The organism is Neorhizobium sp. JUb45 (assembly GCF_004343585.1).
GTDB lineage: Bacteria > Pseudomonadota > Alphaproteobacteria > Rhizobiales > Rhizobiaceae > Neorhizobium.
Genome location: NZ_SLYW01000003.1, coordinates 872991 through 887284 on the forward strand (window position 1 = coordinate 872991; position 14294 = coordinate 887284).

At 59.8% G+C, this 14294-nt stretch carries 15 protein-coding genes; 10 read left to right on the top strand and 5 right to left on the bottom strand.

Annotation, left to right across the window (positions count from 1 at the left end):
• Nucleotides 1-206: 206 nt before the first annotated feature.
• The gene (locus tag EDF70_RS16575) at nt 207-1118 is read left to right on the top strand and encodes an AraC family transcriptional regulator (RefSeq protein WP_132275668.1); all 912 of its coding nucleotides are present in this window, start codon (nt 207-209) and stop codon (nt 1116-1118) included.
• Between the two features lie 54 nt (nt 1119-1172).
• On the opposite strand, the gene EDF70_RS16580 is transcribed toward EDF70_RS16575, so the two are convergent.
• From EDF70_RS16580 to EDF70_RS16595, 4 genes are all read right to left on the bottom strand, one after another.
• The gene (locus EDF70_RS16580) at nt 1173-1529 is read right to left on the bottom strand and encodes a DUF6665 family protein (protein ID WP_132275671.1); all 357 of its coding nucleotides are present in this window, start codon (nt 1527-1529) and stop codon (nt 1173-1175) included.
• 126 nt (nt 1530-1655) lie between these two features.
• Complete coding sequence (locus EDF70_RS16585) at nt 1656-2363, bottom strand: GntR family transcriptional regulator (protein ID WP_132275674.1); 708 nt, start codon at nt 2361-2363, stop codon at nt 1656-1658.
• The gene (locus EDF70_RS16590; RefSeq protein WP_132275677.1) at nt 2356-3030 is read right to left on the bottom strand and encodes a GntR family transcriptional regulator; all 675 of its coding nucleotides are present in this window, start codon (nt 3028-3030) and stop codon (nt 2356-2358) included. Before EDF70_RS16590 ends, EDF70_RS16585 begins: the two co-directional genes overlap by 8 nt.
• Nucleotides 3031-3140: 110 nt before the next feature.
• Complete coding sequence (locus EDF70_RS16595; protein ID WP_132275680.1) at nt 3141-5030, bottom strand: sugar phosphate isomerase/epimerase and 4-hydroxyphenylpyruvate domain-containing protein; 1890 nt, start codon at nt 5028-5030, stop codon at nt 3141-3143.
• Nucleotides 5031-5222: 192 nt separating this feature from the next.
• Here EDF70_RS16595 and EDF70_RS16600 point away from each other — a divergent pair, with 192 nt between their 5' ends.
• From EDF70_RS16600 to EDF70_RS16630, 7 genes are all read left to right on the top strand, one after another.
• Entirely contained in the window at nt 5223-6053 is an 831-nt protein-coding gene (locus tag EDF70_RS16600) for a transporter substrate-binding domain-containing protein (RefSeq protein ID WP_132275683.1), read from the top strand.
• Between the two features lie 245 nt (nt 6054-6298).
• Nucleotides 6299-6742 (top strand): type II 3-dehydroquinate dehydratase, encoded by a 444-nt coding sequence (locus EDF70_RS16605; protein WP_132275686.1) that lies wholly within the window; start codon nt 6299-6301, stop codon nt 6740-6742.
• A gap of 21 nt (nt 6743-6763) precedes the next feature.
• Nucleotides 6764-7432 (top strand): amino acid ABC transporter permease, encoded by a 669-nt coding sequence (locus tag EDF70_RS16610; RefSeq protein ID WP_132275689.1) that lies wholly within the window; start codon nt 6764-6766, stop codon nt 7430-7432.
• 13 nt (nt 7433-7445) lie between these two features.
• Nucleotides 7446-8087: an amino acid ABC transporter permease gene (locus EDF70_RS16615; RefSeq protein WP_132275692.1), complete on the top strand. Its 642-nt coding sequence runs from the start codon at nt 7446-7448 to the stop codon at nt 8085-8087.
• 97 nt (nt 8088-8184) lie between these two features.
• Nucleotides 8185-8916, top strand: a complete 732-nt coding sequence (locus EDF70_RS16620) for an amino acid ABC transporter ATP-binding protein (protein WP_132275929.1) — start codon at nt 8185-8187, stop codon at nt 8914-8916.
• 64 nt (nt 8917-8980) lie between these two features.
• Nucleotides 8981-9808, top strand: coding sequence for a shikimate dehydrogenase (locus tag EDF70_RS16625; protein ID WP_132275695.1), 828 nt, complete (start codon nt 8981-8983; stop codon nt 9806-9808).
• Between the two features lie 10 nt (nt 9809-9818).
• Nucleotides 9819-10874 (top strand): Gfo/Idh/MocA family oxidoreductase, encoded by a 1056-nt coding sequence (locus EDF70_RS16630; RefSeq protein WP_132275698.1) that lies wholly within the window; start codon nt 9819-9821, stop codon nt 10872-10874.
• Nucleotides 10875-10996: 122 nt separating this feature from the next.
• On the opposite strand, the gene EDF70_RS16635 is transcribed toward EDF70_RS16630, so the two are convergent.
• On the bottom strand, nt 10997-12019 hold the full coding sequence (locus EDF70_RS16635; protein WP_132275701.1) for a LacI family DNA-binding transcriptional regulator: 1023 nt from the start codon (nt 12017-12019) through the stop codon (nt 10997-10999).
• A 168-nt stretch (nt 12020-12187) separates the two neighbouring features.
• Between EDF70_RS16635 and iolG the strand changes: the two genes are divergently transcribed.
• Together iolG and EDF70_RS16645 are read left to right on the top strand one after the other, a co-directional pair.
• Nucleotides 12188-13180 carry an inositol 2-dehydrogenase gene (gene iolG, locus EDF70_RS16640; protein ID WP_132275704.1) on the top strand — a complete coding sequence of 331 codons (993 nt, stop codon included), beginning with the start codon at nt 12188-12190 and terminating at the stop codon, nt 13178-13180.
• A gap of 145 nt (nt 13181-13325) precedes the next feature.
• On the top strand, nt 13326-14249 hold the full coding sequence (locus EDF70_RS16645; protein WP_132275707.1) for a sugar ABC transporter substrate-binding protein: 924 nt from the start codon (nt 13326-13328) through the stop codon (nt 14247-14249).
• Nucleotides 14250-14294 lie beyond the last annotated feature (45 nt).

A 14294-nucleotide genomic window follows, 5' to 3' on the forward strand; every position in this document is an offset into this window, starting at 1 on the left:
CCTCCGGAGGGTGCATGACACCCCGAAAAGGCAAATTCATTTTTGTACAAATTCAATTCCTCCTCCAGCCAGAAAGTGCAAGGCTGTTATGCGTCAAGCACTTAGCTCTCAATCCAAACAAAGATCAATTTGTCCAATTGAGCTGTAATACCCGTGACATAATGGGATTTTTGTCCCAGAATGAATAAACAAACATGGGAAAAAAAATGGACGAAATCGAAGGTGGAATTCTCTCCAGTATTGCACCATCGGCGCTGGCGCTCAGCCTGACGCGTGCAACCATCCGGATGCAGCATTCGAGGGTCTGGAGGATCGATAAAACCAACCCGGTGGAGGATCTGGTGATCTGCCTTGAGGGGCGCGGGCACTATGTGATCGAAGGCGAGCGTTACGTGATGGAGCCGGGCGACGCGATGTTGATCCGGCGGGGGCAGCGTTTCCGCGGCTGGAACCACGGACCGGAAGCCTATACCGGCATCGCCCAGCATTTCATGCTCGACATCTACGGCAAGCACGATCTGATCGCGCAGATGGAATTGCGGCCGCTGGTGCGGCTGAAAAAATGGTCGCTGCTGGAGCCGCTCGTGCGACAGTACCGGCAGACCGCGCCGCCGTCATCGATCACGCTCAGCCAGCATCACCTCTTCATGTATCTGCTGATCGCCTATATCGAGGATGCATTCGTTCGCTGGCACGACAGCGCCACCTATCAGGCAGAGGGGGCGGACGCTCTGGATCTGGCGGTCATGAAGGCAGTGGCGATGATATCCGCCAACGCGCTCGATGCGGATATTTCGGAAAAGGCGGTCGATGCCTCGCCGTTCAATGCCGATTATTTTCTGCGTGAGTTCAAGAAAAGGGTGGGGCAGACGCCGCGCAAATATCAGGAACTCAAGCGGATGGAACGTGCCATGCACCTGCTCGAAACCGGAATGCCGGTTGCCACCGCGGCCGCGGAAGTGGGCTATGGTGATCCCTATTATTTCTCACGCATGTTCCGCCGCACGACCGGCATGAGCCCGCGCGACCATGTGAACCGCGTGAAGCGAAATCGCAATGGCGGGCTGATGGGGCTGGACGAGCCGGAACAGCAGCGCCTGATGAATGCCGAGCCGTAATCGCGAGGCTGCGCTTCGATATGTGCGGCGCCACATGGCGCCAACGGCGTGGTCTCAGAGCTCATCCTTGTCGGGATCGACATGGCGCGGTTTCGCACCCAGCCGGGCCAGCACCTTGCCCGGAATGCCGTATTCCCTGATGACGTCCTCGCCATTGTGAAGCCCGCAAGTCTCGCGATGGACGAAGAAACCCCAGACGGCTTCGGCAGCGGCATCAAGCAGCCGTTCGTGTTTTTCCGTGTCCAAAGCCTTGCTCTCGCCGGCAACGAGCGCGGCAATCGCCTTTTCGACGGCTTGTCCATGACGGCCAAGCGCGCTGGCACGCTCTGCCATCAGTTCATATTCAAGGACGGCAAGGCCGCTTTTCATCGGATCGGATTTTCCAAAATTCCCCGGTGGGCGAACTGTCATGTCGATCTCCGTGGATGATACCGTGCCCGATATGGGCGCGATGACAAGCACCATCATGGCCCGACATGGCCGGTATCGCGACCGGCAATATGACGCATGCGCTTTGAATGCGTTTTAGGACGCGCGTCAGAGAAACGTTTTGCTCTGAAGAATATGCTCCACACCGCTGCGGATATGCCTGCGTAAAATGTCCTTGGCCGCAGCGACATCTTTTTTGAGGGCGATCTCGAACAGCATCCGGTGATCATCGACGACCGGCTGGCCGCGAAAACTTTCGGCCAGCATGTGGTAGCGCAAAAAGCGGTCAAAGACGGATGAGAGGTTCTGCATCAGCGCCGCCGAATTGCAGGCAGCGACGATCGCCTGATGAAATTCCCAGTCGTAACGCACCCAGTCGATCGTGCGGGAAAAGTCACCGCTCAGGAGCCGGCGCTCCACCGCAGCTAGTCGGTGGTGGGCGGCGACGATATGTCCCTCCCATTCCAGATCACCGGCGGCAAAAGACAGTTCGATCGCGTGACATTCGAGCAGGATGCGCAGGTCGGCGAGTTCCATCAGCTCCTGTCGCGATACGGGACTGACCTCGAAGCCGCGCTGGCCCTCGGCAATCACCAGATTTTCCGCCGTCAGCCGATAGAGGATTTCGCGCAGCGACGACACGCTGACCGAATATCGCTGCCGGGCCTGTTCCAGCTTGATCTTGCTGCCCGGTGGCAGGATGCCGAGGATGATATCCTCGCGCATCTGCCGGAAAACGGCGTCGCTGACCGTCTGTCCCAGCTCGTTTTCAGGCGAAGACAGAAGCGCTTCAAGCGTGGTCGATTTCTTAGCCATCCGTCAGCGGCCTTCTTGCAAGCGCATGTTCGACACCGCCCTGGATATGCCGGGCCAGCAGTTTTCGTCCGGTTTCCTGATCACGTCGCATGGCCGCGTCGAGAAGCTGCTGGTGCTCCTCGGCTGCGACATCGCCGCGATAGGAGAGCGCCACCATCTGATATCGCAGGTATTTGTCGAACACGGCGGCATGCGTATTCATCAGCAGCTTCGAGCCGCAGGCGGAAATCAGCGCCTGATGAAATTCCCAGTCGTAGCGCTTCCAGTCTTCGGCCTGGCTGGTGTCGCCGGACGCCATCACCTGTTCCATGCGGGCGAGCTTGTAATGCGCGGACACCAGCCGTGCTTCCCATTCGACATCGCCGTTTTCAAAGGATTGGGTGAGCGCATGCGTTTCCAGAAGGAGGCGGAGTTCGGCGGTTTCGCGCAGATCCGCTTCGGAAATGCCGGCGACCTCGAAGCCGCGCTGCCCTTCGGCGGCAACAAGCCCTTCGGAATGCAGTCGGTTCAGTATCTCCCTCAGCGTGCTGACGCTTGTGGCGTAATCGTCCTTGAGTTTGTCGAGTTTCAGCTTTCGGCCGGGCAGCAGGCGACCGAAAATGATATCCGCCCGAATGCGCTTGTAGGTACTTTCGGCGACAGTCTCGTTGCTTGGGTCGATAGACATATGTGAATCTCGGGCATTTCCTTGATCCTCGTATAGTCTGCCAAACGCCATCTGCTCAAACGATATCGTCATTGCTTGCCAGACTTTCGAATGCAGGTGGTTTCACGCGCCTAGAGTTTCGGGACGCCTTCCGGCCGAAGCGCCTTCTTCAAGGCCGCGATACGGAAGATTGCGTTGGCCGCACCATAACCGCGATAACCGCTGCGCTGGACGATCTCGAAGAAGAAACCTTCGCCGAAGGTGGTGCTGTAAAGCTGAAAATATTCGCCGTGGTCGTCGCGGTCATAAAGGATGTTGTCGGCCTTCAACCGCTCGGTCAGATCGGGATCAAGGCCGAACCGGGCTTCGACATCGCCATAATAATTGGGCGAGATCGGCAGGGGCCGGAAGCCATTGGCTTTCAGCGCTGCCGCCGTCGCAAAGATATCGTCGGTGTGGAACGCGAGATGCTGAATTCCCGAGCCGAATTTTTCGGCGATGAAATGTCCGGCCAGCGTGCGTCGGTTTTCTGCGCCGTTGAGGGTGATGCGCAGGCTGCCGGAGCCGTTTTCCACCACCTGGCTGCGCACCACGCCTGCCGGGTCGATGATATCCACCATCGGCGTCTTGTCGGCGTCGAAGATGGATGTGTAGAACAGCAGCCAGGTCAGCATTTCGTCATAAGCGACGGTCTGGGCGAAATGGTCCACATGTCGAAGATGGGTCGGTGCGACCTGCGGACTGTCAGCGACCGGCAGGAAATCGATTTCTGCGAAACGGCCAAGATCGCTTCGGTCGTCGATCAGATAGATCAACCCACCACCGACGCCACGAATGGCGGGGATTTCGACCTCGCCTTCGGCAACGGCCTGAGCAAAGGGTTCCGCACCGAGCGCGATGGCGCGGGCATAGGCCTTGGCGGCGTCATCGACGATGAGCGCCACCGCATAGGCCGAGGTGCCGTGAACCGCAAAGGATGCGTTGGCAAAGCCCTGCTCGTCGGTATTCAGCATCAGGCGGATATCGCCCTGTTCGAACAGCGAGACTTTTTTGCTGCGGTGCTCTGCCGTTCTGCGAAAACCCAGCGTCTGCAGAATGGTCGTCAGATTTTCCGCGTCCTTTTCGTCGGCCGAAAACTCCACGAAACCGACGCTTTTGACCGTCGCTCGATCCGGCATGTCGGCGACAGTCAATGCTGACGCTTCGGGAATGCGACGCACCTTGTCGCCCAGATAGATCAGCGATCGATGTCCATCGGCGGCAATCGCCTTGGGCGAGCCGCCGCGGAACTGGTCGTTGAAGATTTCCAGCGAGAGATAACCGTCATATCCGGTTGCGGCGACGGCGGCGGTAAACTCCGTCACCGGCAGATCACCTTCACCCGGCATGTTGCGGAAATGGCGCGACCAGTAGAGCAGATCCATGTCGATCAGCGGCGCATCGGCCATCTGCACGATAAAGATCTTGTCCTTGGGGATGGAGCGGATCGAATTGATGTCGATCTTGCGCGACAGGGTGTGAAAACTGTCGAGAATGATGCCGATATTGGCATGGTCGGCGCGTCGAACGATTTCCCACGCGTCGCGGTGGTCGTTGATGTGGCGACCCCAGGCAAGTGCTTCATAACCCACCCGCAAGCCACGTTTCGCCGCCCGTTCGCCAAGCTCGTGAAAATCCGCTGCTGCCCGGTCGATGCCGCCAAGCGATGCCGGCGAGACATTCGAGCAGACAAGAACGAGATCGGTTCCGAGTTGCTGCATGATGTCGAACTTGCGCTCCGCCCGATCAAAGGTGCGGCTGCGCAACGGTTCCGGCATGCCCTCGAAATCGCGAAACGGCTGGAACAGGGTGATCTCCAGTCCATGGTCGCGCACCATGCGGCCGACATCGGCCGGACTGCCGTCGAAAGCCAGAAAATCATTCTCGAATATCTCGACCCCGTCGAAACCGGCGGCGGCAATGGCCGCCAGTTTTTCGGGAAACTCTCCGCTGATTGAAACGGTGGCGATCGACGTTTTCATCGCTCTCTCCTCGCAAAGCTCCTCCCGAGCCATTGCCGTTCATATAATAGACGCAGGTTTTAAGGTGCAAATGAAAAATATCATATGTTTTTGATAAACTCGGTTGAAATGAGAATTATCTCGTGGCAGTTTGACAATTGTCAGCGGGAGGAGCTGGCAAGGCCGACCAAGGCCTGCAAAGGGAGGAGCACCATGTTCAAATTCGCATTGAAGCGCCGTCAGGCGCTGCTGGGCGCACTTGCGCTCGCCGCCGCGACGTCGCTGTCGCAGCCCGCCGCTGCCATCACGCCGGACGAAATCAAGGCCAGAGGCAAGCTCATCGTCGGCATCCAGGGTGACAATCCGCCCTGGGGTTTTGTCACCAGTGCCGGCAAGCAGGACGGTTTTGACGCCGAAATGGGCGCCTTGTTCGCCAAGGAGCTCGGCGTCGAGGTCGAATTCGTCCCGCTGGAAGTCAACAACCGCATTCCCGCGCTGACATCCGGTCGCGTCGACATCCTGTTTGCGACGATGGCCATGCTGCCGGATCGCGCCAAGGCCGTGCAGTTCAGCCAGCCCTATAATGCCAATGCCATCGTTCTGATCGGCCCCAAGGACAAGTCGATCAAGACCAACGAAGACATGGCCGGCCTGACGATCAGCGTCGCCAAGGGTGCTGCCCAGGACACGCAGGTGACCAAGAATGCACCGCCCACCGCCACCATCCGCCGTTATGACGGTGATGCTGCCAGCGTTCAGGCGCTTGCTTCCGGCCAGACGGATGCGCTCGGCGGCAACATCTTCTATCTCGATCGCGTCGAAAAGGCCGTGCCCGGCAAGTTCGAAAACAAGCTCGAGTTCCAGAAGCTTTATAACGGCGCCTGCACCCGTCTGGGTGAGAAGGAGCTCAACGTCGCGGTGAACGCGTTCATCGACAAGATCAAGACCAATGGCGAGCACAAGAAGATCTACGACAAGTGGATGAAGGTGCCGGTGCCGGAATTCCCCAAGAGCCTCGAAGGCATTTCGTTCACGGCGAACTGAGCAAGAAAAGTCCCCCTCTGGCCTGCCGGCCATCTCCCCCACAAGGGGGGAGAAAACCTGCCGCATTCGCCTGCCTCGATTGGGCTTCAGCGGATCGGCTGGGTTAAGCCCTCCCCCTTGTGGGGAGGGTGGGGAGGGGTCTTCTTCAAGTGTTGGACCTGCCTGATCCGTCAGTACGTCCGTGCCAACACCGGCCGCCGTTCCCGGCGGCGGTTATCAAGGCATTCACTGCCCGGAGCATTGCAATGAGCAAGACCATATTCGTGCTCAACGGTCCCAACCTCAACCTTCTGGGCGAGCGGGAACCGGAGATCTATGGCACGACGACACTCGCCGACATCCGCGACGCCTGCCATGCCAAGGCGGAAAGCCTCGGCTTCTCGGTCGATTTTCGGCAGACGAATTTCGAGGGTGAACTGGTGGAGTCCGTCCATCAGGCGCGCCGCGAGGCCTGCGGCATCATCATCAATCCGGCGGGCTACACGTTCACGTCCATCGCACTTCTGGATTCGCTGAAGATGTTCGATGGCCCCAAGATCGAGCTGCATATCTCCAACGTGCATGCCCGCGAAAGCATCTACCACAACTCGCTGATCTCCCGCACCGCGACCGGCATCATGATCGGTTTCGGCGCGCGCGGTTATGAGCTCGCCATCGAGGCGATGGCCGGAATGGTCAAGCCATCCTGAGGCCTATCTGCAGGAAACGCCATGAACTACACATTGGATTTTACACCGGTCATCGATGGCCTTCCGGATCTGCTGACGGCTTGTCTGGGCACATTCACGCTGGCGATCTGCGGCATGCTTCTGGCCACCGTCATCGGCATCGGCGGGGTCGTGCTTCGCCAGTCGCCGATCAAGGCGCTGCGCTGGCTGGTCATCGGTTTCGTCGAGATCATCCGCAACACGCCGTTTCTGGTGCAGATCTTCTTCATCTATTTCGCGCTTCCGCTCGCCGGCATCCGGCTGGACCCGACGCCGACGGCCATCATCGCGCTCGGCATCAATGGCGGTGCCTATGCGATCGAGATCATTCGCGGCGGCGTGCAGTCCATCTCGAAAGGCCAGATGGAAGCCGGGCTGGCGCTCGGTCTGCACAAGGCGCAGGTGTTTCGCCTGATCATTCTGAAGCCGGCACTGCGGGCGATCTATCCCTCGCTCACCAGCCAGTTCGTGCTGCTGACGCTGTCCACCAGCATCGCCTCGGCCATCTCGGCCTATGAGCTGACCTCGGTATCGCAGCGGATCGAATCCGACAGCTTTCGCAGTTTCGAAGTCTATTTCACCGTGACGGCTTTCTACCTCGTCATATCCTGGGTGATGATGCGCATCTTCGCGTTCTTCTCGGCCCGTTATTTCGCCTATCCGGTCAAGTGAGGAGAACGGCACCATGGGTCGCGATGAATTTCTCTTCCTTCTGATCGGTCTGAAATGGACCGTTGCCCTGTCGATCGTCGCCTTCATCTGCGGCTCTATCGCAGGCCTTGCCGTGGCGCTGGCGCGCACATGCGGCATCGCCATCATCGAGCGTGTGACCGCCGGTTACATTGCGGTGTTTCAGGGTACGCCGCTGCTGATGCAGCTCTTTGTGGTCTATTACGGACTGGCGCTGATCGGCATCAAGATGGATGCCTGGGCCGCCGTCTCCGTCGGCCTGACTTTGCATGCCAGTGCCTATCTGGGTGAAATCTGGCGCGGCTCGATCGAGGCTGTGCCGCGAGGGCAGACGGAAGCCGCCAAGGCACTTGCGCTGCGTTATGTCTCGCGCATGAAAGAGGTCGTGTTGCCGCAGGCGATCCGCATCTCGCTGCCCGCGACGATCGGTTTCCTCGTGCAGTTGATCAAGGGCACCTCGCTTGCCTCGATCGTCGGGTTCACCGAACTCACCCGTGCCGGCAACATCATCTCAAACCAGATCTTTCAGCCGATCACCGTCTTCGGCGTCGTCGGCATCCTCTACTTCCTGATGTGCTGCCCGCTGACGATCTATGGCGCCCATCTCGAACGCAAGTTCGCGACCGAGGTCCGCTGACCGTGACCCCGACCGTTTTCTCTGCTGCCCATGCCGGCAAAATTTTGGAGTTTTACCCATGACCCAGGCCGCGATCCGCACGGATGTTCCCGAGCAGATGATCACCATGACCGGAGTCGGAAAATGGTATGGAGCCTTTCAGGCGCTGCACAATGTCGACATCACCGTCAACAGAGGTGAAAAGATCGTCCTCTGTGGCCCCTCGGGCAGCGGAAAATCGACGCTCATTCGCTGCATCAACCATCTCGAAGCTTATCAGGAAGGCCAGATCCATGTTGGCGGGATGTTGCTCGGACATCAGGCGAAGACGATCGACGCGGTGCGCCGCGAGGTGGGCATGGTCTTCCAGCAGTTCAACCTGTTTCCGCATCTGACCGTCTTACAGAACTGCATGCTGGCGCCGGTCAAGGCGCTGGGCCTCAGCAAGGCCGAAGCGGAAGAGCGGGCGCGGCAATTGCTGGAACGCGTGAAGATTTCCGAGCAGGCGGAAAAATATCCGGCCCAGCTTTCCGGCGGCCAGCAGCAGCGTGTCGCCATCGCGAGGGCGCTGTGCATGCGCCCGCAGGTGATGCTGTTCGACGAGCCGACCTCGGCGCTCGACCCGGAAATGGTCAAGGAAGTGCTCGATACGATGATCGCGCTGGCCGAAGAGGGCATGACGATGATCTGCGTCACCCATGAAATGGGCTTTGCCCGTCAGGTCGCCGACCGCGTCATCTTCATGGCCAGCGGCGCCATCGTCGAAGAGGCGCCGCCGGCCGAATTCTTCTCCAATCCGCAGCACGAACGCACCCGCAAGTTCTTGGGCGAAATTCTCGGACGGCATTGATGCCGTCCGCATTCCATTCACGTGTCAGGAGCGATCTCATGTCGCGGCCGGAAGGTAAAAGCCGATGATCAACGGCAATACGAAACTCATCGCGCATCTCGGCTTTCCGACGCACACGTTCAAGGCGCCGCTGATCTACAATCCGTATTTCGAAAAGAACGGCATCAATGCTGTCGTCGTGCCGATGGGCTGCCGGCCGGAGGATTTTCCGTCTTTTCTGAAACACGTGTTTCGACTTTCCAATATCCATGGCGCTCTCATCACCATGCCGCACAAGATCACGACCATGGCGCTGCTCGACGTGATCTCCAAAAATGCCCAGGTGGCCGGCGCCTGCAATGCGGTGCGTCTCAATGCCGACGGCGCCTTGGCCGGCGACATGTTCGATGGCGAAGGTTTTGTTCGCGGGCTTGTGCGTCGGGGGCGAAAAATCGAGGGCGCCCGCGCAGTCATGGCCGGTGCCGGCGGCGTGGGTTCGGCGATTGCCGCCTCGCTTGCCAATGCCGGTCTGTCGGAACTGGCGCTCAGCGATGCCTCCGCGGTGATGATGGACGGTCTGGCCGATCGGCTGCGCCTCCATTATCCGGCGCTGCAGGTGCAAACCGGAATTTCCGACCCGGTTGGTTATGACATCGTCATCAATGCAACGCCGCTCGGCATGAACGACAATGATCCGCTGCCCTTCGATGTGTCGCGCATAGCCCCCTCGGCCTTTGTCGGCGAGGTGGTGCTGAGCCGGGAAATCACGCCCTTCCTCGCCGCCGCCAGCGCGCGCGGTTGTCAGTATCAGGTCGGCACCGACATGCTGTTCGAGCAGATTCCCGCCTATCTGGAGTTCTTTGGCCTGCCGACGACAAGCGCCGAGGAACTGCGCGCCGTCGCGAGACTGTGAGGACAAGACGATGATCTATTCCCCGCAAAGGATCGGCCTGATGGGGGCCGGCCTTATCGGCCGCGAACATGCCGTTCTGCTTTCCAAAAATCCCGGGACGGAACTGGTCGCCATTGCCGATCCGGCGGATGCGGCAGCGGTTATGGCCGCCGAATTCGGCGCGCAGCATTATGTCGATTTCCGCCGGATGCTGGATGAAGAGCGTCTCGATGGTGTGATCATTGCCCTGCCGAACGCGCTTCATGCCGATGCGGCGATTGCATGTCTGGAGCGCGGTATTGCCTGTCTGGTGGAAAAGCCGATCGCCGACACGCTGGAGGCAGCATTGCGGGTGGTCGAGGCTGCCGAGCGCACGGGTGTCCCGGTGCTGGTCGGCCATCAGCGCCGCCACAGCCCGGATATCGCCAAGGCACGCCGGATGGTGGCGGGCGGCGAACTGGGCAGGCTGGTCGCCGTCAACGCCATGTGGATGGCGGATAAGCCGGACGCCTATTTCGATGCGGCATGGCGACGCCAGTCGGGCGGCGGGCCATTGCTCATCAATCTCATCCACGACATCGATTGCCTGCGGTTCATCTGCGGCAATATCGAAGAGGTCATGGCCTTCACCTCGAATGCGGTGCGTGGCTTCGAGGTGGAGGATACGGCGAGTATCAGTGTCCGCTTCACCTCCGGTGCGCTGGCAACGATGGTGATGAGCGATGCGGCGGTCTCGCCATACAACTGGGACACGGCGGCCGGGCAGGCGCTGTATTTTCCGCACCAGCCGGAAAATGCCTATTTCTTTTCCGGCACCAAGGCCGCGCTGGCCGTTCCCGGTATGGACCTTTGGCGACATGAAACCGAGGACGGGCACTGGCAGCATCCGCTGGTTCGCCGCCACATCACGCTCGATGGCAGTCGTGCCTATGACAATCAGCTTGCGCATTTTATTGAGGTTATCGCACGACGTGAGAAACCGCTCGTTTCCGCGCGCGACGGCATGACCACATTGGCAAGCGTGCTGGCAATCAGCAGGTCCGCGGCAGAAAGGCGGCCTGTCAGGCCCTCGGAAATGCTTGGCTGACTGTCACGATCGGCCGCCTTCGAGGCTGGCTGCAGCGGACGATGGCTTTGATCCCTCGAATAACGGATCGTTTCTGATTGGCGTATTTCGCGCCGGATTCCGGCGACGGAGTGGCCGCGTCGTCAGGCGCTGTCGCGCACCATCAATTTTCCTGCAAATAGCCGATCGAAATCACGGTCTTCCTCGCTGCCGAGAACCTTTACGAGATATTCGGCCATATCCGTCAGTGGCTGCCGGTAGGTGGTCAGCCGGTAATTGGCGCCTTCCGCCTGCGGCACGTCGTCGAAGCCGGTAATGGCAATGTCCTCGGGGATGCGCAGACCAAGCTTGTGGCGGATAACATCGGTTGCGCCGATCGCCAGCGCATCGTTTTCGCAGACAAGAATATCCGGCAGCCTCGCCCGCGGCCGATCACCAAGTGCGTCTTCGACAATGCCTGCGGCAAGCGAAGGATCATAGGCGGAAACGGAGACGGTTTCCGGCTCGTTGCCAAAATGCTGGCGCCAGTAATCGACAAACGTTTCCTTTCGCAGCAGGTGCGCCGACGAGGTGCGCGGACCCGCCAGAAACATGGGACGCCTGTAACCGCGTTCATGCACGTAGTTGGCAATCTCCTTCATCGCATGAACGTCATCGACCGCGATCGAGATCGTGTTCGGATTTTGCGATGTGCGGGCAAAGATGATCAGCTTGCGGAAGCGGCGGGCGTGCAGCGCGGTGTCGAGAACATCGTCATCGAACTGGATGCCGATCAGGATCACCGCATCGACCCGGCGCTGACTGGCGTTCAGAAGCGCATGGCCGGCATCGGCGCGGTCCAGCGTGTTGACCAGCAGGATATCCCAGCCTTCACGCCGGAGAATCCGCGTCAACCGTTCCATCATCACCAGCTTGTGGGGATTGGCAAAGTCGTCGATCAGCAGGGCCACCAGATTGGAGCGATCGGAGGCGAGGCTGGCTGCGCGCAGGTCCGGCACATAACCCAGTCGTTCTGCCGCAACCCGCACCTTTTCAAGACTTTTCGAAGAAATCGAAGCATCCTTGCGGAAGGCACGGTTGACCGTCCAGCGGGACACGCCGGCCTCGGCTGCGACGTCGTCTGCAGTGATGTTGCCCGCAAAGGCAGGTTTTTTTTCGTCCGGCATTTCCGCTCCCGAATCCTCTGGTGGACCGGCTGGCACCATTCATAGCGGGTTTTTCCGTTCGCCTGAAATTATTTTTGCTCCCGCGAGCAAAATGCTCTTGCTCGCGGGAGCAAAAATTGCAATGTTCAAATCAAGGGCGGTCGGGAGCTGCCTTTCGGGAGGATAACAGTGCTGAAAATCGGATTGCTCGGCGCCGGCCGTATCGGTCGTGTGCATGCCATCAATATTGCCGGTCACGCTCGCAGCCAGCTGGTTGCCGTGTCGGATGTTAACGAAGACTCGGCGCGGTCACTGGCCGACGCTTATGGCGCAAAGGCCGCCAGTTCGGATGCGATCCTGTCGGATGCCTCGATCGATGCTGTGTTGATCGCCACCTCGACCGACACCCATTCGGACCTGATGGAAAGAGCCGCTGCCGCCGGCAAGGCGATCCTCTGCGAAAAGCCGGTCGATCTGTCTCTGGAGCGGGCGCAGGCGTGCCTGGAAACCGTCAGCAAGACCGGCGTGCCGGTGATGATCGGCTTCAATCGTCGTTTCGACCGCAATTTCGCATCCATCAAGGCGTCCATCGCGGCCGGCGAAATCGGCAAGCCCGAGCTTCTGTCGATCACATCCTTCGATCCGGCCCCGCCGCCGGTGTCCTATGTCAAAGTGTCCGGCGGCCTGTTCCGCGACATGATGATCCATGATTTCGACATGGCAAATTTTCTGATGGGCGATGTGCCGAAGACGGTGCACGCCGCCGGCACCTCGATCGTCGATCCCGAGATCGGCAAGGCCGGCGATGTCGATACCGCCGTCGTGACGCTCACCTATGCCGATGGCCGTATCGCCGTCATCAAGAACAGTCGGCGTGCTGTTTACGGGTATGACCAGCGGGTCGAGATCCTCGGCTCCGAAGGTCTGTTGTCCGCCGGCAATGTGCTGGAGAATACGGTTTCGAAAGCGACCACGCAGGGCGTGATGAGCGCCAAGCCGGAGTTCTTTTTCCTCGAGCGTTACATGCGCGCCTATGCGACCGAATGGGATGCGTTTGTCGCTGCCATTCTCGATGGCGCTGCCATTCCGGTATCGCTCAAGGATGGTGTTGCCGCGCTCGCGCTCGCCGAAGCCGCGACCCAGTCGGTGAAATCGGGTCAACCCGTTTCTTTGGTTCGATAAGTCGGAAGGCGGCGGCGAATGCCGTCGCCACAAGAGATTGCTGCGGAGCAGGGGAGTGTGCCGCAGACTTTCGGTGCCGGTCCCGTGTGACCGGATGGACGGGGTGTCGGGGAGTGACACGCCGGAATTCACTTGGGAGGAAGTCATGAAGAAATTGCTTGCCGCAGCCGCAACGATTGCGCTCATTGCCGCTGCCAGCCCGGTGCTCGCCACCGATATCATCGTCGTCGCACATGGTCAGGCCAACGACCCGTTCTGGTCGGTGGTCAAGAACGGCGCCGAAAAGGCTGCCAAGGATACCGGCGTCAATGTCGAGTTCCGCTCGCCGGAAACCTTTGACATGGTGGCCATGGGCCAGCTGATCGACGCCGCCGTCAATCAGGATCCCGATGGTCTCGTGGTCTCGATCCCGGATGGCGATGCGCTTGGTCCGGCGATCAAACGCGCCGTGGATGCCGGTATTCCGGTCATCTCGATGAATTCCGGCTCGGATGTCGCCCACAAGCTCGGCGCCAAGCTGCATGTCGGCCAGTCCGAGTTCGATGCCGGCAAGGTGGCCGGTGCCAAGCTCGCCGAAATGGGCGGCAAGAAAGCCATCTGCGTCAATCAGGAGGTCGGCAACGTCTCGCTCGACCAGCGTTGCGCCGGCTTCGCCGAAGGTTTCGGCAAGAACGTGAAGGTGCTTCCGACCAGCAATGATCCGACCGAGGTCGAATCCAAGGTGCGCGCGGCATTGGAATCCGACAAGGATCTTGATGTCATCCTGTCGCTCAATGCCTCTCTGGTAGGCGAGCCGGCCGTGAAGGCGGCCCAGGCACTTGGCCGCGACAAGGTGCTGATCTCGACCTTCGACATGTCCGCCGGTTTCCTCAAGGATATCGCCGACGGCAAGGCCGCCTTCTCGATCGACCAGCAGCAGTATCTGCAGGGTTATCTGCCCGTCTCCTTCCTGGCGCTGCATGCGCAATACGGGCTGATGCCGGGTGGTGACGTTGCTTCCGGTCCGAACCTCGTGACCAAGGAAACCGCAGCGCAGGTCATCGAACTGTCCTCCAAGGGCATCCGCTAAGCACATCCTCTTCCGGGTCGCCGCAGTTTTTGCCGCGGCCCGGTC

Bases quoted from the DNA above. Each gene is read 5' to 3' on its own strand.
- EDF70_RS16625 (WP_132275695.1), top strand. From the start codon at position 8,981: ATGATCAACGGCAATACGAAACTCATCGCGCATCTCGGCTTTCCGACG.
- EDF70_RS16590 (WP_132275677.1), bottom strand. From the start codon at position 3,030: ATGTCTATCGACCCAAGCAACGAGACTGTCGCCGAAAGTACCTACAAG.
- EDF70_RS16600 (WP_132275683.1), top strand. From the start codon at position 5,223: ATGTTCAAATTCGCATTGAAGCGCCGTCAGGCGCTGCTGGGCGCACTT.
- EDF70_RS16585 (WP_132275674.1), bottom strand. From the start codon at position 2,363: ATGGCTAAGAAATCGACCACGCTTGAAGCGCTTCTGTCTTCGCCTGAA.
- EDF70_RS16620 (WP_132275929.1), top strand. From the start codon at position 8,185: ATGATCACCATGACCGGAGTCGGAAAATGGTATGGAGCCTTTCAGGCG.
- EDF70_RS16605 (WP_132275686.1), top strand. From the start codon at position 6,299: ATGAGCAAGACCATATTCGTGCTCAACGGTCCCAACCTCAACCTTCTG.
- EDF70_RS16580 (WP_132275671.1), bottom strand. From the start codon at position 1,529: ATGACAGTTCGCCCACCGGGGAATTTTGGAAAATCCGATCCGATGAAA.
- EDF70_RS16595 (WP_132275680.1), bottom strand. From the start codon at position 5,030: ATGAAAACGTCGATCGCCACCGTTTCAATCAGCGGAGAGTTTCCCGAA.
- EDF70_RS16630 (WP_132275698.1), top strand. From the start codon at position 9,819: ATGATCTATTCCCCGCAAAGGATCGGCCTGATGGGGGCCGGCCTTATC.
- EDF70_RS16575 (WP_132275668.1), top strand. From the start codon at position 207: ATGGACGAAATCGAAGGTGGAATTCTCTCCAGTATTGCACCATCGGCG.
- EDF70_RS16610 (WP_132275689.1), top strand. From the start codon at position 6,764: ATGAACTACACATTGGATTTTACACCGGTCATCGATGGCCTTCCGGAT.
- EDF70_RS16635 (WP_132275701.1), bottom strand. From the start codon at position 12,019: ATGCCGGACGAAAAAAAACCTGCCTTTGCGGGCAACATCACTGCAGAC.
- EDF70_RS16645 (WP_132275707.1), top strand. From the start codon at position 13,326: ATGAAGAAATTGCTTGCCGCAGCCGCAACGATTGCGCTCATTGCCGCT.
- EDF70_RS16615 (WP_132275692.1), top strand. From the start codon at position 7,446: ATGGGTCGCGATGAATTTCTCTTCCTTCTGATCGGTCTGAAATGGACC.